Source organism: Alicyclobacillus sp. SO9 (assembly GCF_016406125.1).
GTDB lineage: Bacteria > Bacillota > Bacilli > Alicyclobacillales > Alicyclobacillaceae > SO9.
The window spans coordinates 4,177,947-4,198,077 of sequence record NZ_CP066339.1; the positions used below are offsets into that span (position 1 = coordinate 4,177,947).

The 20,131-nt window shown below is 49.7% G+C and carries 11 protein-coding genes and 3 rRNA genes; 2 read left to right on the forward strand and 12 right to left on the reverse strand.

What is annotated here, in order from left to right:
• Window positions 1-3: 3 nt before the first annotated feature.
• From GI364_RS19600 to GI364_RS19615, 4 genes are all read right to left on the reverse strand, one after another.
• Entirely contained in the window at window positions 4-1,110 is a 1,107-nt protein-coding gene (locus tag GI364_RS19600; RefSeq protein WP_198850881.1) for an acyl-CoA dehydrogenase family protein, read from the reverse strand.
• A gap of 881 nt (window positions 1,111-1,991) precedes the next feature.
• Window positions 1,992-2,108, reverse strand: a 5S ribosomal RNA gene (gene rrf / locus GI364_RS19605).
• Between the two features lie 126 nt (window positions 2,109-2,234).
• Window positions 2,235-5,196: ribosomal RNA gene (locus GI364_RS19610) — 23S ribosomal RNA — on the reverse strand.
• A gap of 319 nt (window positions 5,197-5,515) precedes the next feature.
• Window positions 5,516-7,061, reverse strand: a 16S ribosomal RNA gene (locus GI364_RS19615).
• The 16S, 23S and 5S rRNA genes sit together here, the layout of an rRNA operon.
• Window positions 7,062-8,052: 991 nt before the next feature.
• Between GI364_RS19615 and GI364_RS19620 the strand changes: the two genes are divergently transcribed.
• Entirely contained in the window at window positions 8,053-8,595 is a 543-nt protein-coding gene (locus tag GI364_RS19620) for a GNAT family N-acetyltransferase (RefSeq protein ID WP_198854128.1), read from the forward strand.
• A 56-nt stretch (window positions 8,596-8,651) separates the two neighbouring features.
• Here the strand turns inward: GI364_RS19620 and prfB are convergent.
• The 4 genes from prfB to hpf form a co-directional block, all read right to left on the reverse strand.
• Window positions 8,652-9,804, reverse strand: a protein-coding gene (gene prfB / locus GI364_RS19625) for a peptide chain release factor 2 (protein ID WP_198850882.1) whose coding sequence is annotated in 2 segments (ribosomal slippage) — window positions 8,652-9,725 and window positions 9,727-9,804 — 1,152 coding nt in all. Because the reading frame shifts where the segments join, the coding sequence is not laid out codon by codon here.
• 210 nt (window positions 9,805-10,014) lie between these two features.
• Complete coding sequence (secA, locus tag GI364_RS19630) at window positions 10,015-12,402, reverse strand: preprotein translocase subunit SecA (RefSeq protein WP_304503166.1); 2,388 nt, start codon at window positions 12,400-12,402, stop codon at window positions 10,015-10,017.
• A gap of 267 nt (window positions 12,403-12,669) precedes the next feature.
• Window positions 12,670-12,915, reverse strand: a complete 246-nt coding sequence (locus GI364_RS19635; protein WP_198850883.1) for a hypothetical protein — start codon at window positions 12,913-12,915, stop codon at window positions 12,670-12,672.
• A 261-nt stretch (window positions 12,916-13,176) separates the two neighbouring features.
• Complete coding sequence (gene hpf, locus GI364_RS19640) at window positions 13,177-13,731, reverse strand: ribosome hibernation-promoting factor, HPF/YfiA family (RefSeq protein ID WP_198850884.1); 555 nt, start codon at window positions 13,729-13,731, stop codon at window positions 13,177-13,179.
• Window positions 13,732-13,934: 203 nt separating this feature from the next.
• Between hpf and GI364_RS19645 the strand changes: the two genes are divergently transcribed.
• A complete protein-coding gene (locus GI364_RS19645; protein ID WP_198850885.1) occupies window positions 13,935-15,035 on the forward strand; it encodes a tetratricopeptide repeat-containing glycosyltransferase family 2 protein in 1,101 nt (366 codons plus the stop codon).
• A gap of 1 nt (window position 15,036) precedes the next feature.
• On the opposite strand, the gene GI364_RS19650 is transcribed toward GI364_RS19645, so the two are convergent.
• The 4 genes from GI364_RS19650 to GI364_RS19665 all read right to left on the reverse strand — a co-directional run bounded on the left by GI364_RS19650 (window position 15,037) and on the right by GI364_RS19665 (window position 20,088).
• Window positions 15,037-17,328, reverse strand: a complete 2,292-nt coding sequence (locus GI364_RS19650) for a glycosyltransferase family 2 protein (RefSeq protein WP_198850886.1) — start codon at window positions 17,326-17,328, stop codon at window positions 15,037-15,039.
• Between the two features lie 14 nt (window positions 17,329-17,342).
• A complete protein-coding gene (locus tag GI364_RS19655; RefSeq protein WP_198850887.1) occupies window positions 17,343-17,651 on the reverse strand; it encodes a hypothetical protein in 309 nt (102 codons plus the stop codon).
• 16 nt (window positions 17,652-17,667) lie between these two features.
• Window positions 17,668-19,203 (reverse strand): flagellar filament capping protein FliD, encoded by a 1,536-nt coding sequence (fliD, locus tag GI364_RS19660; RefSeq protein ID WP_198850888.1) that lies wholly within the window; start codon window positions 19,201-19,203, stop codon window positions 17,668-17,670.
• 66 nt (window positions 19,204-19,269) lie between these two features.
• Window positions 19,270-20,088 (reverse strand): flagellin N-terminal helical domain-containing protein, encoded by an 819-nt coding sequence (locus GI364_RS19665; RefSeq protein WP_198850889.1) that lies wholly within the window; start codon window positions 20,086-20,088, stop codon window positions 19,270-19,272.
• Window positions 20,089-20,131: the final 43 nt, after the last annotated feature.

Genomic DNA, 20,131 nt, shown 5'->3' on the forward strand with positions numbered 1-20,131 from the left:
CAGCTATTTAACCTGTGTGAGCTCTTCTTCGTCAAAAGGCACAAGCAGCGCGTTCTGACATGCCGTGTGCAAATCCCTGTATACACAATTGATTACGTTGTGCTCCAAGACAACACTGGTGCCTAAAAACGGAAAGAGAGCATGGCCACAGTCCAACGCGACACGAGCTGCTGTTCTGCAAGTTTTGCTAACGAGATCCCACTCTTCTCTCGCGATGTCAGCTCCCTCAATGTGCCTTGTCCAATTAGAGTCCACAGTATGGTAGAAATTCAAAATCGCCTCTTCTAAGGTTTCTTGCTTACGTTCAATGCGATCCATGACAAATTCATAACGATTGAGGTGCGAACTTTCCCACGCTTCCCGGTTTTCTTCTGCAATAGCCTTCGCCTCATCAATCAAATGTCGTGCAATACCGATAGCAATTGCGGCAAACGAGGTTTCGGAAAGTACTTTATAAGGGTATGAATAGATATCACCCAGCACCTTTTGATTCGTATTGAACATAATGAAGGTCATGTCAGCTTCCACAAACTGATTTTCGACTGTCACTGAATGACTTCCTGTCGCTCGCAGTCCGAATGCATCCCAATCCTTCGTGATAGTCACTTGAGTCGGTCGCAAAATAAAGGTGCGGATCTCTGTCACAGTGGGATTGTCTTCAACCGGCACTTCTGAATTAAAAGTAAAGAGAGTAGCGTGGTCCGATCCGCTGCAATACTTCCAGCTACCAGATAACTCATACCCCCCAGGTACGCGTTTGGCCGAACCAGATGTAAACCCACTCCCCGCTAGGAGAGCATCTCTGCCATCATAGATTTCCTGGAGCCGATGAGGTTCAACATAAGCAGCTAAATACCCGGCCTTACTTCCAATAGTGACAACCCAGCCAAAATTGCCGTCTATTCTTGAGGCGTCTTCAAAGACGCGCAAGACTTCCGGCAACGGTGTCATACGTCCCGTTGAAGCATTGGGCATAAAGCATTTGAACAAGCTGCGTTGATAAATGATTTCCAGTACATCCGCAGGCATAGTTCCTGTCTTATCCATTTGGACGGTCCGACGACGAATCTGATGCACAACTTCTTGGTCGAACAATAGCGGATAGTTCATGAGCACACGGAGCCCCCTAAGGTCATATGTGCAGGCCGCACGTGAAGCACCGCCTTGCTGCAGCACGAGACTGGCATGCAAAGGGTTGAAGGTTAGTTCCCATTTTTAATACGTTCCAGAGCGGACTCGTGAGAACGGGCTCGCAGGTACAGAGATTCACATTATTATAATTGTAGGTTAAATACAGGAGTATTAAGTGGCGAATTAGGCGCATTTATTGACACTATTGGTACATTAGTTATTTCCTTTGGCATGGACCCACCAACGAATCACGGCACATGCAAGGTTTGGGAATAGGGGGCAGGCCAGGGGGGGGCAGGTCCGGGGCTCGGGCAGTCGGCGCCAGGGCCAAATAGAGATCCGAGAAGCGCTTATTCGCCGAAACGGAGGCCCAAGAGAGGAAATAAGCGCTTCAGACGAGCTTACTTGCCGTTCAGACCCCATTTTCGTTGGTTTTCCGGCCTTTAAGCACTTCTCAGGAGCTTATTTTGTACACGGCGATAGCCACGTTCCAAATAAGCACTTGTGGGATCTCTATTTTCTGCACCCCTCCCCCTCATCGGGTCTTTGGACACAGTTCCGCCACATCTGAGGCATGTCAACGGGCTGTTTGTGTCCGCCTTGTGAACACAACGTCGCCAGGGAACATGTTTTGGCACTGCCCCCCCCTCTTTTGCCCTCAAGCAGACACAATTCCGCCATAAACGCCAGCTCTGCTTCCATGCATTCAAGGAACTTCAGACGGTAAATAAACGGGTTTCCCCGTTTATCTTCCTTCTCCTCTTTCTCTCTTTGTCTCATTCGTCCACTTGTACCTACAGTCACACACGAAAAGACGCTACACCACATCGGGTGCAACGCCTCTCTCTTCCTGCTCTCTCGCCTGGCAATGTCCTACTTTCCCAGGAGCTCGCGCTCCAAGTATCATCGGCGCTGGAGGTCTTAACGGTCGTGTTCGGGATGGGTACGCGTGTGGCCCCTCCGCTCTCGTCACCAGACTGGGAGATGAAGGGCGTCTGCTTCGTTCGTGCTGCGCAAGCCACTGCGCACACACCCTTCATTCCCCTATGTAATTGGTACCTCTTCTTCCCAGACAGCGAGTCGTCTGTCGTTTCCCTGTTCCTCTGGTGAAGCCCTCGACCGATTCGTATCCGTCAGCTCCACGTATCACTACGCTTCCACTCCGGACCGATCTACCTCGTCTTCTTCAAGGGGTCTTACTCCATAAATGGATGGGACACGTTATCTTGAGGGGGGCTTCGCGCTTAGATGCTTTCAGCGCTTATCCCTTCCAGACTTAGCTACCCAGCTATGCTCTTGGCAGAACAACTGGGACACCAGCGGTCTGTTCATCCCGGTCCTCTCGTACTAAGGACGATTCCTCTCACGTATCCTGCGCCCGCGGCAGATAGGGACCGAACTGTCTCACGACGTTCTGAACCCAGCTCGCGTACCGCTTTAATGGGCGAACAGCCCAACCCTTGGGACCGACTTCAGCCCCAGGATGCGATGAGCCGACATCGAGGTGCCAAACCTCCCCGTCGATGTGAACTCTTGGGGGAGATCAGCCTGTTATCCCCGGGGTAGCTTTTATCCGTTGAGCGACGGCCCTTCCACTCGGGGCCGCCGGGTCACTAAGCCCGACTTTCGTCCCTGCTCGACCTGTCCGTCTCGCAGTCAAGCTCCCTTTTGCCTTTACACGCACTGCGCGATTTCCATCCGCGCTGAGGGAACCTTTGGGCGCCTCCGTTACCTTTTTGGAGGCGACCGCCCCAGTCAAACTGCCCGCCTGACACTGTCCCCACGCCAGTTTCATGGCGCCAGGTTAGAAGATTGGCATCTCAAGGGTGGTATCCCAACACCGACTCCACATTGGCTTGCGCCCCTGCTTCTCTGTCTCCCACCTATCCTGTACATGACATACCCATCTCCCATATCAAGCTGCAGTCAAGCTCCACGGGGTCTTTCCGTCTAGCCGCGGGTAACCTGCATCTTCACAGGTATTACAATTTCACCGGGTCTCTCGTTGAGACAGCGCCCAAGTCGTTGCGCCTTTCGTGCGGGTCGGAACTTACCCGACAAGGAATTTCGCTACCTTAGGACCGTTATAGTTACGGCCGCCGTTTACTGGGGCTTCAATTCAGACCTTCGGGTTTACACCCTAAGCCCTCCTCTTAACCTTCCAGCACCGGGCAGGCGTCAGCCCCTATACTTCGCCTTTCGGCTTGGCAGAGACCTGTGTTTTTGATAAACAGTCGCTTGGGCCTTTTCACTGCGGCTCATCTCTCGATGAGCGCCCCTTCTCCCGAAGTTACGGGGCCATTTTGCCGAGTTCCTTAACGAGAGTTTTCCCGCGCGCCTTCGTGTTCTCCACGCGCCCACCTGTGTCGGTTTTCGGTACGGGCACTCCTTTCCTCACTAGAGGCTTTTCTCGGCAGTGTGATCCTCAGGACTTCGGTACTGTTCTTCCCTCCCCATCACAGCTTGAGGTTAATAGAACCGGGATTTGCCTCGATTCCCCTCTTGCTGCTTGGACGGCCTCTTCCATCCGGCCGCTTCCCTGGACCTCCTGCGTCACCCCTTCGCTCAAACAGTCTGGAGTGGTACTGGAATTTCCACCAGTTGTCCTTCGACTACGCCTTTCGGCCTCGCCTTAGGTCCCGACTAACCCTGGGCGGACGATCCTTCCCCAGGAACCCTTGGGCTTTCGGCGGACAAGATTCTCACTTGTCTTTTCGCTACTTATACCGGCATTCTCACTTCCATGACCTCCACCAAGCCTCTCAGCTCAACTTCGCCGCTCATGGAACGCTCCCCTACCACGCACATCTCTGTGCATCCAAAGCTTCGGTGTCCAGTTTAGCCCCGTTACATTTTCCGCGCAGCGTCACTCGACCAGTGAGCTATTACGCACTCTTTCAATGGTGGCTGCTTCTAAGCCAACATCCTGGTTGTCTGTGCACCGCCACATCGTTTCCCACTGAACTGGTACTTTGGGACCTTAGCTGTTGGTCTGGGCTGTTTCCCTTTTGACCACGGATCTTAGCATTCGTAGTCTGACTGCCCGGGTTAATATTGCGGCATTCGGAGTTTGACTGAGCTTGGTAACCCTGGACGGGCCCCGCACCCAATCAGTGCTCTACCTCCGCAACTCATCCCCGGACGCTAGCCCTAAAGCTATTTCGGGGAGAACCAGCTATCTCCGAGTTCGATTGGAATTTCTCCCCTACCCCCAGTTCATCCCCTGGCTTTTCAACGCCAGTGGGTTCGGGCCTCCATGCGGTGTTACCCGCACTTCACCCTGACCAGGGGTAGATCACCCGGTTTCGGGTCGAGGACTGCCAACTTATCGCCCTTTTCAGACTCGCTTTCGCTTCGGCTCCGGCTTCTCACCTTAACCTTGCTCGCCGCCCTCACTCGCCGGTTCATTCTACAAAAGGCACGCCGTCACACCTCTATGGATGCTTCGACTGATTGTAGGCACACGGTTTCAGGTTCTCTTTCACTCCGCTCCCGCGGTGCTTTTCACCTTTCCCTCACGGTACTCATCACTATCGGTCGCCAGGGAGTATTTAGCCTTAGGAGGTGGTCCTCCCAGATTCCCACGGGGTTTCTCGTGTCCCGCGGTACTTGGGGTCATGCGACAAAGTCGCGTCCGTTTCGAGTACGGGGCTCTCACCCTCTTCGACAGGCCTTCCCAGACCTTTCCTCTACGAACATCGTTTTCTCACTCTGTGAACCGGTTGCAGCCCGTTCTTCGCTTGCCCCGCTACCCCGTCTACGCATCCCCTGCAAGGTTTCCCGCGTATCCGGTTTAGGCTCTTCCGCTTTCGCTCGCCACTACTGACGGAATCACTCTTGTTTTCTCTTCCTCGGGGTACTGAGATGTTTCAGTTCTCCCGGTTGCCTCTACAGACCTATGGATTCAGCCTGCAGTCCTGGCCCATCACGACCAGGGGGTTCCCCCATTCGGACATCCACGGATCAAGGCTCGCTTACAGCTCCCCGTGGCATTTCGGTGTTCGCCCCGTCCTTCTTCGGCTCCTGGCGCCTAGGCATCCCCCGTGCGCCCTTTCTACCTTCACCACATTCGGTCCGCATTGCTGCTTCCCGATTTTCGGTATTTCATACTATCACTTTCATTCACATCCCTGTGAACGAAGTGCAGTTACCCATTTCTTACTTGTGAACAGGAAAATTCACTTCTCGCTATCTGGTTGTCAAGGTACACACCTCTGTGTCCGTAGACACAAAAGTTGAAGATACACTTCCCTGCATTCCTGCAGGCAGGGCACCTTCAAAACTAAACACACTCACTAACTCCAGTTTCCACAATGGGACTTGCAGTTAGTTCAGAGACGCTTGCGTTCTGACAGACTCTCGCGGTCTGTCTAGTACTCCATAGAAAGGAGGTGATCCAGCCGCACCTTCCGATACGGCTACCTTGTTACGACTTCACCCCAATCATCAGCCCCACCTTCGGCGGCTAGTCCCCCTAAGGGTTACCCCACCGACTTCGGGTGTTGCCAACTCTCGTGGTGTGACGGGCGGTGTGTACAAGGCCCGGGAACGGATTCACCGCGGCATGCTGATCCGCGATTACTAGCAATTCCGGCTTCATGCAGGCGGGTTGCAGCCTGCAATCCGAACTACGAACGGTTTTCTGGGTTTTGCTCCACCTCGCGGTCTCGCTTCCCTTTGTTCCGCCCATTGTAGCACGTGTGTTGCCCAGGACATAAAGGGCATGATGATTTGACGTCATCCCCACCTTCCTCCGACTTGCGTCGGCTGTCACCTGTGAGTCCCCATCTTTACATGCTGGTAACACAGATTAAGGGTTGCGCTCGTTGCGGGACTTAACCCAACATCTCACGACACGAGCTGACGACAACCATGCACCACCTGTCTCCCCTGCCCGAAGGGAAGGTGTATCTCTACACCGGTCAGGGGGATGTCAAGCCCTGGTAAGGTTCTTCGCGTTGCTTCGAATTAAACCACATGCTCCACTGCTTGTGCGGGCCCCCGTCAATTCCTTTGAGTTTCAGTCTTGCGACCGTACTCCCCAGGCGGAGTGCTTATCGGGTTTCCTTCGGCACTGAGGGCGGTAACCCCCAACACCTAGCACTCATCGTTTACGGCGTGGACTACCAGGGTATCTAATCCTGTTCGCTCCCCACGCTTTCGTGCCTCAGCGTCAGTCACTGTCCAGCAAGGCGCCTTCGCCACTGGTATTCCTCCACATCTCTACGCATTTCACCGCTACACGTGGAATTCCCCTTGCCTCTCCAGTACTCAAGCCTCACAGTTTCCAAGGCATTCTCAGGGTTGAGCCCTGAGTTTTCACCCCAGACTTACAAGGCCGCCTACGCACGCTTTACGCCCAGTGATTCCGGACAACGCTTGCCCCCTACGTATTACCGCGGCTGCTGGCACGTAGTTAGCCGGGGCTTCCTCTTCCGGTACCGTCTCGACAGGAGCATTCCCTCTCCTGTCCGCTCTTCCCGATTGACTGAGCTTTACAACCCGAAGGCCTTCTTCGCTCACGCGGCGTTGCTCCGTCAGGCTTTCGCCCATTGCGGAAGATTCCCTACTGCTGCCTCCCGTAGGAGTCTGGGCCGTGTCTCAGTCCCAGTGTGGCCGGTCACCCTCTCAGGTCGGCTACGCATCGTTGCCTTGGTAGGCCGTTACCCCACCAACGAGCTAATGCGCCGCGGGCTCCTCTGTCAGTACTGCCGTAGCAGCTTTCAAAGCAGGAAGATGCCTTCCCGCTGTCTATCCGGCATTAGCACCCGTTTCCGGATGTTATTCCAGTCTGACAGGCAGATTGCCCACGTGTTACTCACCCGTCCGCCGCTAACCTCTGGGAGCAAGCTCCCATCAGTCCGCTCGACTTGCATGTATTAGGCACGCCGCCAGCGTTCGTCCTGAGCCAGGATCAAACTCTCAAATTTGGTCTTGCTTATATCCTGTACTGCTCTTCTCTCAAAGAACAGACGAAGCTCATTTCTTACACAAGCGTCTCTTTCGTGTGTTTAGTTTTCAAGGAACCCTTTGCTTCAAATCCCGATGAACCATTCTGCTGTCAATCCACTGGGTTGGCGGTCTGCATTTCTCCGCTCATCCACTTGTCAATCTCGGCTGAATCATCCCGCCTGAAGTCCTTCATGATGTCTGAAAAATGCTGTTATGGCGCGGGTTTTAAAGGCTTTGTTGTCCGGCCCGCTCTCGCGGCGACATCGACTAATATACCACGCCCAGAAGTCTTCGTCAAATGTTTTTATACACTTTTTTCAGTTCCAAATTCTGACCCCTGTTCAAGCTCAGATTCAGACTCAAATTCGCTTACTCATTCAGACCTCCATTTCACCTTCAAGCCTGGATGCGGACATAAGGTTTTCTAAGCCTCATCCTAGTTGAAACTTGCCTCCTTCCCATCCTCCTTCCCATCCCAAGCCTCCTTCCTTCATTCAGTGTGAAGTATGTCTGTGTTAAGCACGTCTCTGTCTCTAAGTTAATTCAGAAACCATCGCTGCGTGCGAAGGGATGTCCTTTTGACTGGCAACCAACCCGTGATTAGTTGGGATGCTGTAGCGTGTAGCCGTGATATTTACAGCAAAGTCCGCCAGCGCGGACGATACCCGCGTAGAGGGTCTCCAGGAAAGCTGAACCCACAACTTCACCACTGAACTTGCGTGAGGCGCACAACGCCTCAGAATGGCAGAGCGATCACGTCGCCATCACGTGTAGAGAGGATTTCATCGTGCAAGTTGTCACAAGATTTATGCTGCGACGAATACCAAGCAGGACTTATCGGCCCCTTCGTTGAAAGGTTTTCGTTCAAAGATTGGTTGGAAGGTCTTGAAAAATCATGGAATTCAAGGAGAATTGCAAGAAGGGCCGATACAAGGGTCTGAACATTACCTACCCAGGAGAGGTGCTATGGTGTTTTCCCACAAAGTCAACGAAGACATTGCTCTAAAGTTGCTGACACAACAGGACGCTGATGAAGTATTTCGCCTGACTGACGAATCACGCGAATACTTGAGAGAGTGGCTGCCATGGGTTGATTTCACGAAGAGTGTTTCTGATTCTCGCAACTTCCTACTCAGCGTTCAAGAACAGTGGGCGGCAAACAATGGATTTCAGGCTGGTATCTGCTACCGCAATGAATTAGCGGGAGTCATTGGGTTTCACGAGGTGAATTGGGCGAATAAATCGTCGAGCCTCGGTTATTGGCTTGCAGAAGGCTTTCAGGGAAAAGGAATTATGACAGAAGCTTGCCGGGCAATGGTTTCCATCGCATTTGAGCAGTATGGGCTAAACCGCGTCGAGATACGAGCTGCCGCAGAAAACCACAAGAGTCGCGCCATACCGGAACGGCTTGGTTTCAAGGAGGAAGGCAGGGTGCGTCAGAGCGAGTGGGTGAACAATCACTTTGTCGATCACGTTATCTACGGCATCCTGAAAGAAGAATGGGCTACCTGAAGCATTCCTTCAAGTAGCCCATCTTAACCTGTCTTCCACCGGGTTGCTGTGCTCGATTACTCGTCCCCGTGCGAACCCGCTTCAGCGCGACTTTGCTCAAGGGCAAGCTGCCACCGCAGATAGGCGTCAATAAACGGATTCAAATCCCCGTCCACAACAGCCTGAACGTTGCCGATTTCATGGTTTGTTCGGTGGTCTTTAACCATAGAGTACGGGTGAAACACATACGATCGAATCTGGCTTCCCCAAGCGATATCTTTTTGCTCACCGCGAAGTTTCGCCATTTCTTCTTCCTGCTCTTGTCGTTTCTTCTCTGCGAGCCTTGCCTTCAACAAGTTCATGGCAACGGCTCGGTTTTGAATCTGCGATCGCTCACTTTGACAAGTCACCACAGTATTCGTCGGAATGTGTGTAATACGCACTGCCGAATCAGTGGTATTTACGTGCTGACCGCCGGCACCGCTGGAACGGTAAGTATCGATACGGAGTTCATCTGGTTTAAGTTCGATCCCCGTCTCCTCGTCTGTAATTTCGGGAATTACATCTACAGATGTAAAAGATGTATGTCTGCGACCGGCAGCATCAAATGGCGAAATCCTGACCAACCGATGTACACCCTTTTCGGCCTTCAAATAGCCATAGGCATTGTGACCTTTGATTAGGAGCGTAACACTCTTGACACCAGCTTCGTCACCCGGGAGATAATCCACTGTTTCAACCTTGTATCCCTGTGATTCCGCCCAACGAGTGTACATCCGCAACAAGATGGATGCCCAGTCTTGCGACTCAGTGCCACCGGCACCAGGATGGATTTCGAGAATAGCGTTGTTTTTGTCATAGGGATCGGACAGCATGAGTTGAAGTTCAAAGTTCTCAATGGCTTTCTGCTGCTTTGCAATGGTTTCCTCAGCTTCAGCAAACATCTCTGAGTCGTCTTCTTCCGAAGCCAAATCTAACATGACTTCAATGTCATCCTGTGCAGACTCAAGTTTTTTCATTTGTCCTACAATTTCACGAAGCCCGTTGGCTTCATTAATGATACTCTGCGCTGCTGCCTGATTGTCCCAAAAATCAGGGTATGTCATCTTTTCTTCTAAGAGTGCAATGCGGCTCTCTTTGACAGCGACGTCAAAGAGACCTCCCGATATCCGCTAATCGCTTAGCCATAGTCACAAGTTCTCCGCGAAGCTCTCCAATTGTCTCAGCCAAACTTATCACCTCTGTTCAAAATCAGACCCGCCGAAAAGGCGGGCAACTCGGTTCGTCCCATGCAACTGCTTTTCAAAGCCTGCGTGTCATTTACATTCTGCTTCAGACCTGCTTCAATTCTCCTTCAATTCTGCTTCAGGCCTGCTTCAATCCTCACAACTGCTTTATCTATGGTCGTTTTGACTCACAGTTGTTTCAGCCCAGTGGTCATCAACCGCCCTGAATAGGAGCTGAATCGTACATCGGCATGGGTTCTGGTGCTGTTGAAACAGTCGCTTTGAACACGTACATGACCACTTCTTCTTCGATGCTGTGAATCATGGATTCAAACATCTCGTAGCCTTCCTTCTGGTAGATGACCAGGGGATCGGCTTGACCGTAGGACCGCAGGTGAACACCTTGACGGAACTGGTCCATGGCATCAATGTGATCCATCCACTTCTCATCGACAGTCCGTAACAGCACTGCACGCTCCAGGTCACGCAGGAATGTTTCCAGTTCCTCTTCCCTGCCGTCATAGTTTTGGACGAGAAGTGCTTGGAGTTTATCGCGAAGTTCATCTCGCTCCATAAGGCGCAACTCTTCTTCTGTCACCTGACCCTCAAGCAGAAAGTGGTTTTCACCGTAAGTAATTAATTCTGGAATGTCCCAGTCCTCAGGTACCTGTTCCGTCGAACAATATACATCAAGCATATGCTCAATTAAGTCTCGGCCCATACCTTCCACAATGTTGCGCAGATTTTCTTGTTCGAGGATTTCTCGGCGCTGCTTGTAAATAACTTCACGTTGCTTGTTCATAACGTCATCGTAGCGCAGAACGTGCTTTCGAATGTCGTAGTTATTTCCTTCAACTTTCTTCTGGGCACGTTCCATTGCACCCGTGAGCATCTTGTTTTCAATGGGTTGGTCCTCTTCGAGCCCGAGTCGGTCCATCATCTTCTTGATGTTTTCCGAACCGAACAACCGCAGCAAATCGTCCTCGAGAGAGAGGAAGAATTGGGAGGCACCGGGATCGCCTTGACGACCGGAACGGCCTCGGAGCTGGTTATCAATACGCCGGCTCTCGTGACGCTCTGTTCCGAGAATAAACAAGCCGCCCTTATCTGCAACACCTTCCCCAAGGATGATATCCGTACCGCGTCCAGCCATGTTCGTCGCAATGGTTACCGTGTTTGGTTGACCAGCCTGCGCTACAATTTGCGCCTCGCGTTGATGCTGTTTTGCATTCAGCACTTGGTGCGAAATACCTCTTCGCTGAAGCAACTCCGACACGACTTCGGACTTATCAATAGATGTAGTTCCAACAAGAACCGGCTGTCCCTCTTTATGTCGATTCACGATTTCTTCCACAACCGCGTTAAACTTAGCCCGCTCTGACTTGTAAATTACATCACTCATATCTTTGCGAACCATCGCTCGATTAGTAGGAACTACAATAACGTCCATGCCGTAGATTTCCTGAAATTCTTTCTCTTCCGTCTTTGCAGTACCCGTCATACCAGACAGTTTTTCATACATACGGAAGTAGTTCTGCAGAGTGATGGTCGCAAGTGTCTTTGACTCATTCTGAACCACAACGCCTTCTTTGGCCTCAATCGCTTGATGGAGTCCTTCACTATAGCGGCGGCCCTGCATCAGACGACCTGTGAACTCATCAACGATGACGATTTCTCCGTCGTGTACTACGTAATCCTTGTCCCGATGCATCAAGCCATGAGCTTTCAGGCCCTGCGTAATGTGGTGCATCAAAGTGACATTAGACGGGTCAAACATGTTTTTTGTGGAAAAGAATTTTTCCGCTTTCGTAACACCAGTGTCCGTAAGGTTGGCTGTGCGCATTTTTTCGTCCACGTCGTAGTCTTTTTTAGACAATGAACGAACGAAAACGTCTGCGCGAAAATACAAGTCCGCTGATTTTTCAGCTGGACCCGAAATAATGAGAGGCGTTCTTGCCTCGTCAATCAGGATAGAGTCAACTTCGTCGACAATGGTAAAGTTTAAAGGCCTTTGTACCATTTCTTCGATACTCATCACCATGTTGTCACGCAGGTAATCGAAACCAAATTCATTGTTGGTGCCGTATGTGATGTCCGCGTTGTAGGCTTCCTGCTTCTGTGCATGATCCATGCCGTTCACATTTAACCCAACGGTCAGGCCCAAAAACTGATGCAGCTGGCCAACAAACTGACTGTCGCGCTGTGCCAAATAATCATTGACAGTTACAACGTGTACGCCTTTCCCTGTTAATCCATTTAAGTAGGAAGGCAGGGTTGCCACCAAGGTTTTACCTTCACCAGTCTTCATTTCAGCGACTTGGCCCTCATGCAGCACAATGCCGCCCATCAATTGAACGTCAAAATGACGTTGTCCTAACACCCGCTTGGAACCTTCGCGAACGACCGCAAATGCCTCTGTCAGCAGATTGTCCAACTTCTCGCCCTGGGCAAGTCGTTCACGGAATTCAACTGTCTTGCCGCGTAGCTCATCGTCAGACAGCTTTTCGTAATCGGATTCCAGTGCATTAATCCGATTGACCATTCTGCGTAAGCGGGCGATTTCACGTTCGTTCGCATCGAACATTCGTGCCAGGAGTCCCACCTGAAAATCACGCCCCTTTTTAGACAGGTCGTTATACTGTGCACTTCTCGACTACAAACAGTCCCTGTGCACAGTCGACCCAATGTCTCCTAGTTTACGATTGTACAGATTGGGGCGAAATATCACAACTGCAATGAGGCTCCCTTTTTTACCATACTGAATTCTAATTGCAATTCTAACCGCAGAACTTTGCCTTCACACAAAGAATCATCGGTTTTTACTCGCGTGATGTTTAGTTTTGACACACATTTTGGACACACGTTGTATTCAGCGGGATCGAGCCAACAACATCCCTGTTTCAATGCCGAATAAGGCCCCAATCAAGAGCATCAGCCACCACAGAGAAGTGATATTGGCAACAAAGATTAGCAGCGCCACGGCGAGGACGAGATTCACTACCAGTTCCGTCAGCACAGTCAGGTTTCCGGTAAGGATTTTTCCTGTAAGCCAGTGAAACAGTCGCCAGAAAATCAGAAAGACTAAAATTTCGCCAATCCATGCTAAAACCATCACGGCAGACCACTCCTCGTCAAGTTCAGAGTCATGGGCGGCTGGTTGCCAGTGGGCTTTTGCCCATGTATAAATACCCTATGCAAAGTGGACAGTTTGGGTGCATGGTCAAGAAAAAACCTAAAAAGGCGCCCATAATGGGCGCCTGTCATTTTCGATTTCAGTGTGAAGTGACTTGCATCGACTACTGCTGTGAGGCAGCAACCCTGCTACATTTTTCCCGGAGTCAATTCATTCGAAAGTCAAGCCGTCGCTCCCACAGCGTCAACTTGGCTCAATCAATCCGTAGTTTCCTTCCCGTCTCCGGTAAATAACGTTGACTTCATCGGTTTCCGCATTTGTAAACATGAAGAAGTCATGACCAAGCAGATCCATTTGCAGCATTGCTTCTTCTACATCCATAGGTTTCATGGAAAAGCGCTTCATACGGACCACCTTGTGCTCCAATTCGTCGTCGTTGAAGGACCGAGCAAAAGCACCATTTTCAGCAGAGGCTTTGATGCGAGTGCGGAGCCCCTGGTCTCGAAAGCGATCGTTCAACTTATTCTTATGTCTTGCAATTTGCTGTTCCAACTTGTCCACTACCAAATCAATGGAGGCATACATATCCTCCGACTGTTCCTCTGCACGAAAGATCACACCGTGCAGCAAAACGGTCACCTCAATTCGATGTAACCCGCCAACCACTGACATTGTGACTGCGACATCTTTTTCAGGTGGAGCATCAAAGTACCGTTCCAAGCGACCAAGCTTTTTTTGTGCGTAGTCCTCTAGTGCATCTGTTACTTCCATGTGGTCACCGCGTACTTGAATCTGCATATACATCACTCCTCCTTCGTAGTTTCATTATACACCTTGAAGGAGAAAGTATAACTATGAACCCAAGGAATCCATCATATCTTTGAATCGACAACTACTATAGAATATAGATTAGTACGTCCATGAGGCCGAGCTAACAAAACGTGGGTATTCGGCTCTTGACAATAGATGCTTCACAGACGTCTTGGAAGGAGTCACTCTCTATGGCTTCGATTGGCCTAGCAATGATTGTAAGAAACGAAGCACAGGTAATTGAAGATTGTCTACGGTCAGCCGCAGGTGTCGACCAAATGGCAGTAGTTGATACAGGCTCCACTGACGAGACCCGAACCATCGTCCGAAGAATGGGTGTAACTGTCACTGAGTTGGAGTGGCGTGACGATTTCTCCTTGGCGAGAAATCAGTCCTTGGAATTGCTCTCTACCGACTATATTCTTGTGCTAGATGCTGATGAACGAATTGAAGAGGGGTTTCTCTCGAAATTAAAAACATTTATTGATAAACACGCTGACAATCTCGGTGTCGTAACGATACGCAGCCCTTGGCAAACCCCCTCTGGAGAACTGCAGACAGTGCGCAGTCAGAATACCAGGTTCTTCCCTAGGAGCCCTGAGATACGTTATCAAGGCCGCATCCACGAACAGGTCGTAGATGCGGCGAAAACGCGTTTGCGCTACCATACTGGCGTTCGTATCTGGCATGAGGGTTACCGTCAGCAACGCGATTGGCTCGAAAAGAAAACCAAGCGCAATATTGATATCCTTCTGGCAGAGTTACGAGATTACCCTAACAATGGATACTATCTCTATCAATTAGGAAAGAGCTATGGTCAACTTGGCCATCTCAATTACGCGCGCAAATACTACGAAGCCAGCATTCAAGTATCCACCGCTTGCCAGGGGTACCATCCGGATTTGTTGCTGGCTGCACTGTACAACTACAAGTCATTGGGGCTGGAGCAGGAGACATGGTCTTTACTGGAACAGACAGTTCAACAGTACCCCAAGATTGTCGACTTTTATTTCTTCTTAGGACGAGCACTCATCGAGTTTCGCATTCCTAATTTTGACCTGATACAGAGCGCTTTCGAGACATGCCTCGAGCTAGGCAAAGACCCCGACAGTACAGTCATTGTCGAGGGCGTCAGCTCCTATTTGGCGCTTTACAATTTAGGTGTATTTTACGAGAGCCTGTCAGACGAGTCTCACGCGAAACACTGTTACCTCCAGGCAGCGAATATGGGATACGAACCCGCCGTAATCAGTTACAACAGAATGAACAGTCTTACCACACCCACATCGTAGGTCAGCCGCGAATCCCAGAAGGAACCTTTTTCCATGTCTGAGCCCATGATTCCCAAAAAGCAACTGCGTCGTCATAGTCTTCAAGGACCTTGTTGGGTTCCAGGAACCAGTTGACCGACAAACGGTAGTAGTATGAGTAGACTTGATCGGTCATGGATGCTGCTTCGATTTCCGTATCCAAAGAAGTACGTAAAAAGGTGATAATGTTCTGGAGTTCTTCAATGTATTTCCTCATTGCATTGACGTTCTGTGATTCAGCCTGCTCTTTAATGAACTGTGTTAATACCCCTGCTCTTTCGTGCAGTTGCGCCAATTGTACGTTCAGTGGCATGGTTAATACAGATTTTCGATAAGCATCAAATGGATTCATTTCACCATCACCCGCCAAGTATAATTCAGCCTTTGTCAACGATTCCGGATTAATCCCCAGGTTCTGTGTTATAATCTTCAGCACTTCTGAATCAGGAAAGAACAACAAGCCCTGACGCAGTACGGAAAACACATGCAATTTGTTCGAATGAGCCAATGCTATGTCGCATTCAATCAAAACTTTGGATACTGTCGGTTCGTGAACCATCGCCTTTTCCAGCCAGTCTGCTGCACTTTCCCAGTTTTTCTGCCGAAACAATCTCGTGCTGTTCTGTTCACATTGCAGACCCGTCAAGCCATCCCAGTCTATTGATGTGAGCACAGGTGACAAAGGGGAATACTTGACATACAGCCAAATCTCATCTAAATCACGAGCATGGGGTAACAGACGAGCAAGCACATTCTCTGCTCGCATCGCAATAAGGTCAAAGATGTATGGTTGCAAATCGCATTGCATCAATTGATTCTGGCTGGCTTCAGTCCAAACCCTAAAAAGCTGCTCACCTGCTGGTCCTGACTTCACAAAAGCGGACTGCGCGGCCGTTTCGTCTCCCCGATTTAACAGATGGAGTCCAACAAGGTAATTTGCATACCCAGAATCATAGTGTTCGCTCGTAAACGCCTCTTCGCCCGATTCCGTCATCTTTTGCACCATCAGTGCTCGCTGATAGTAAGCAGAGTGTCGAAGGTCTTCGTCAACCAATGACAGGAGACGTGGAGCCTGAGGCAATCCTAAAATGCTTGAAGCTTCAGCGTACAGCAGAATCGACATCGGGTCTGAGAACAGAGATTCCAGTTTGCCCGCATACGCCGCGTTATCTTCTTGTTGCAGGAGATACAGCAACGGAAGGAGCGAGTCCTGTACGGCGGGGTTCTCGTAGGCAGCAGTAAGGTACCAGGTGCGAGCCAATACATCATCGCCAAGTTTGCCCCATGCCTCAGCCAAACGTGCGGCCGCCTTGTAGCTTCCAAAGCCTGTCTGCGTATCCAGCCAGTTCTCATTCGGTTCACCGAGGTCCCGACAATAGTTAAACTGCTTTACGGCTTCGTCCAACTTGCCGACACCCAAGAGAGATTCACCGAAGCGATAGGCAATCTCAATGTAATTTGGAAAGGAGTGAAACGCTTCTCTAGAGATTTCGAGAGCCTCTTTCTTATTACCCGTCTCCTTTAATGCAATAATATAGATAATAAAGGCTCGGGCTTCAATATGTGACCAAGACTCCGGTTTTTGCCGTTTCAACCTCGTATATGTTTCCCTTGCAAGGGACAAACACTTCTCAAAATCATCAGCCCGGATAAACTCCATCATTTTATTCGTATCATGAAAAATCTGCTTCTCTGAACTGACCTCTTCTTCATCCAGAATCTTCATGTTTCTGGAGATTTTATTGCGAGAATGGACTATTTCCGTTAAGTATCCTACGTGATGAATGGTCAGGTTGTACTTTACAAGACTCTTTCCGGTCTCCAAAATGGAGTCAAGGATTTGTTCATGAATAGCACCTTGAAAATGATGACCTCTGCGAAAGACCCGTACCAGAGAAACAGGGACTGCCGGTACGATACGCGGAGGCGACCCGTTGTAGTTTTGCAGGGACACAATGATACCTTCTGCATCTGTGGTCTGCAAAAATGACCGCAAGCCTGTCCGTTGAGAAGCATCAAGGTATTCATCGCCGTCTATTACCAAGACGAAATCTCCTTGGGCCTGGTCCAAAGAGTAGTTTCGAGCGTTTGCAAAATTATCGTCCCAATCATAATGAAAAACTCTAGCACCATAGGACTCCGCTATGGACACTGTGGAATCGGTGGAACCCGTGTCTACCAGGACAATCTCATCGACCACATCAGTTAATGAATCCAAGCACTTTGAGAGAGTCAATTCCTCATTTCTTACAATTAAGCAGGCCGACAATAGCAATGTGCTCTTCCTTTCTACTTGGACTTACTGGAGATTTCCGCTAGTTTGTATGCCTTTGTCGCCGTTGCAGAATCAACATAAGACTGCAGAAGTTCTTGTGTCGTGTGAGTACAGGCTTGTATCTGATTCTGAAGAATTACGGTTTGACCTAACATCTCTTGAACGTCATCCGATGCCATGGTCTCATCTTCAGAGAACAGTTGTTGAATGCAGTTCGTCCGCTCTTCCATCAGGCTCAGTGCAGTTTCATAGTCACCCGCGTCAATGGCCTGTGAGGCCCTTTGAAAGAGGTGTCTCGCGTTCTTCACGACGTCCGCTTTCATCCATTACCCTCCTGGTTTAGGGCATCCCTGAACTTGTTCCTGAACTTCCGCTTGAACTTGACGTACTTTGTCCGCCGCCCATCAACCCCGACAACATACTCATCTGGGCCTGGGATTGCTGCATGGCTTGGTTCAGTGCATCCAGTTGTTTCCGAAAATCGGAAACTCTTGTTTGTATTTGTTTATTAATTAAATCTAAGTAGTTATTAATGTTTTGTTTCTGAGAATCTATTGACTTGATATCAGACTGTATCGCACCCTGCGATCCATTACTTCCAATTAAGTAGGTATTCAGTTGATTATTCAAGTCCCCTAAAATTCCGGATGTTGGTATCGCAGAAGCTGAGCTTGTCTGTACCGTTCCAAAAACCTGGCGAACGTTTGAGGGATTGGACGCCAGGGCATTCTCAAACATTGTTTTACCGTCCTGCAAAGTGCCAGAGAATGAACTGCCATACCCTGACGAACTCTGAAATTCAAGGTGACCATTGCTTGGATTGGTGACAATGCCTAACGAAGCTAGAGATGCGTACGTCCCGCTTCCGCTTTGTGCACTCGCTATCATGGGCAGTTGTGACAAAAGGCTGTTGGCATTGACGTCTGTGAACAGCGGCCCCGCCTGTCCCTGTGAACTGCTTCCCGAACCGCTGCTCTTCGTGTATGCAGTGTCCTTGTGTAATAAGTCAAGTAAAGAATTGTATGCTGACATCCAGGTCTGAACAGCCTTCACAACGCTGGACGAATCTGTCGAAATTGTGAGTGTCCCTGAACCGACCTGTGCCGCGTTTATCGTCAAATTCGGAATGGGATTCTTAAATGTATTGGTAGAGGAAGACAGTCCTACACCGTCAATCGTCATGTTTGCGTCTTGTGCCGCTTGTGTTTGGTTAAACTTCAAGGATGAATTGTTCGTCATAAACGTTCCTGATAAGGAAAATGCACTTGCACTGCCTGTATTGACTGAAGACAGAGCCAAATAATAGGGGTTTGTACTGTTCCCAGTGCTGATAACTTGCGCCTGAACTCCGGTTGTAGAAGACTTTGCATTAATCTGATTGACAATACTGTTAAGACTCTCTCCAGCGGTAATGCTGAGGGATGCTTTCGCTGTACCGCCTACATTAATAGCAAGGGTCCCTGCAGCAAAATTGGAAGCACCTGTTGCTGTTGATTGGAAACCTCCAGCCTGAATGTCTGTCTGTCGCTGTGCCAACTGCGATACGCTAATGGAATAACTTCCGGCCTGGGCACCCGCCGCAGTCGTTGCACTAAACACGTTTGAATTGCTGGACTGTGCTGTCACCGAATCCCAGTTTTGTGAGCTTGCAAGAGTCTGCGTCGCACTTTGAAAAGTACTTAATGCCTTTGACAGAGCATTTAAAGCGGTCTCTTGTGAATTTAGTGTGTCTAGCTGTTGATTGGGGGCTGTGGTCAATTGAAGTTGAAGCGCCTTCTGCATTTGAGTCGTGTACTGAACAACAGGCAAACCAATACCGTTTGGATTGGAAATCGTATTCAATTGCTGTAGATAGTTTGTACTATTAATCGACATGTTCCAGCCACCTATCTAAACTAGAGTCTCCCGTATGCAAAGTACGCATACGGGAGTTTTACATTACTACTGAAGCAACTTCAAGATAGCAGAAGGCTGTTGTTGAGCGTGGCCCAGCATGGACAGACCCACTTGCTGCAGTACCTGTTCCTGACTAAATTGCGTGTATTCTTTAGCCATATTGGTATTGGTAATCGTAGCTTTTGCGTTTTGCAGGTTCTCCGACGCATTTTGCAGGTTCGAGACTGTGTAATTCAGTCTGTCTTGTACAGCACCAGCATTGGCCTGGTAGCCGGACAGCGTTTTGATTGCAGCCTGGATTGACGTCATGGCAGCTTGGGCACCTGTAGTCGAACCGATATTCAAGCCACTGATTGAAAGTGAAGCCAAGCTGAGAGATTTGAAAGATACTCCAAGGGTTTGCGACGCTTGAGCGCCAACCTGAAGCGCAATGGTTTGTCCGGTGAAGAGGCTGGTATTATTAAAGGTCGTGTCATTGTTAATGCTCGTAATCTGACTTGTCAGCGCAGTTAGCTCTTTGTTCAAATTGGTCTGGTCAGTGGTATTTTGTGTGCCGTTGGCAGCTTCTGTTGCAAGTGTATTCATGGTTTGCAAAATGGACTCGACCTGGTTCATTGCACCCGTGGCGGTTTGAATCATGCTGACACCATTTTGGGCGTTTTGGGTCGCCTGATTCAGTCCGTTAATTTCTTGCTGCATTTGCTGCGAAATGGCATAGCCTGCCGGGTCATTAGCGGCTGAATTCACACGATTTCCTGATGAAAGCTGTTGGTACGAATTGTTCATTTCATTTTGCACGTTATTTAAGTTCGCAAGAATATTGCTAGCAGAAGCGTTATTATTTACACTGAAAGCGATAGACATAGTGTTTCCCCTTTCTTATTTGAGAAATGAATGATGCCGCACC

What these genes read in the sequence shown, in the direction of transcription:
- fliD (WP_198850888.1), bottom strand. Translation starts at nt 19,203, where the DNA reads ATGTCGATTAATAGTACAAACTATCTACAGCAATTGAATACGATTTCC.
- GI364_RS19655 (WP_198850887.1), bottom strand. Translation starts at nt 17,651, where the DNA reads ATGAAAGCGGACGTCGTGAAGAACGCGAGACACCTCTTTCAAAGGGCC.
- GI364_RS19665 (WP_198850889.1), bottom strand. Translation starts at nt 20,088, where the DNA reads ATGTCTATCGCTTTCAGTGTAAATAATAACGCTTCTGCTAGCAATATT.
- GI364_RS19645 (WP_198850885.1), top strand. Translation starts at nt 13,935, where the DNA reads ATGGCTTCGATTGGCCTAGCAATGATTGTAAGAAACGAAGCACAGGTA.
- hpf (WP_198850884.1), bottom strand. Translation starts at nt 13,731, where the DNA reads ATGCAGATTCAAGTACGCGGTGACCACATGGAAGTAACAGATGCACTA.
- GI364_RS19600 (WP_198850881.1), bottom strand. Translation starts at nt 1,110, where the DNA reads ATGAACTATCCGCTATTGTTCGACCAAGAAGTTGTGCATCAGATTCGT.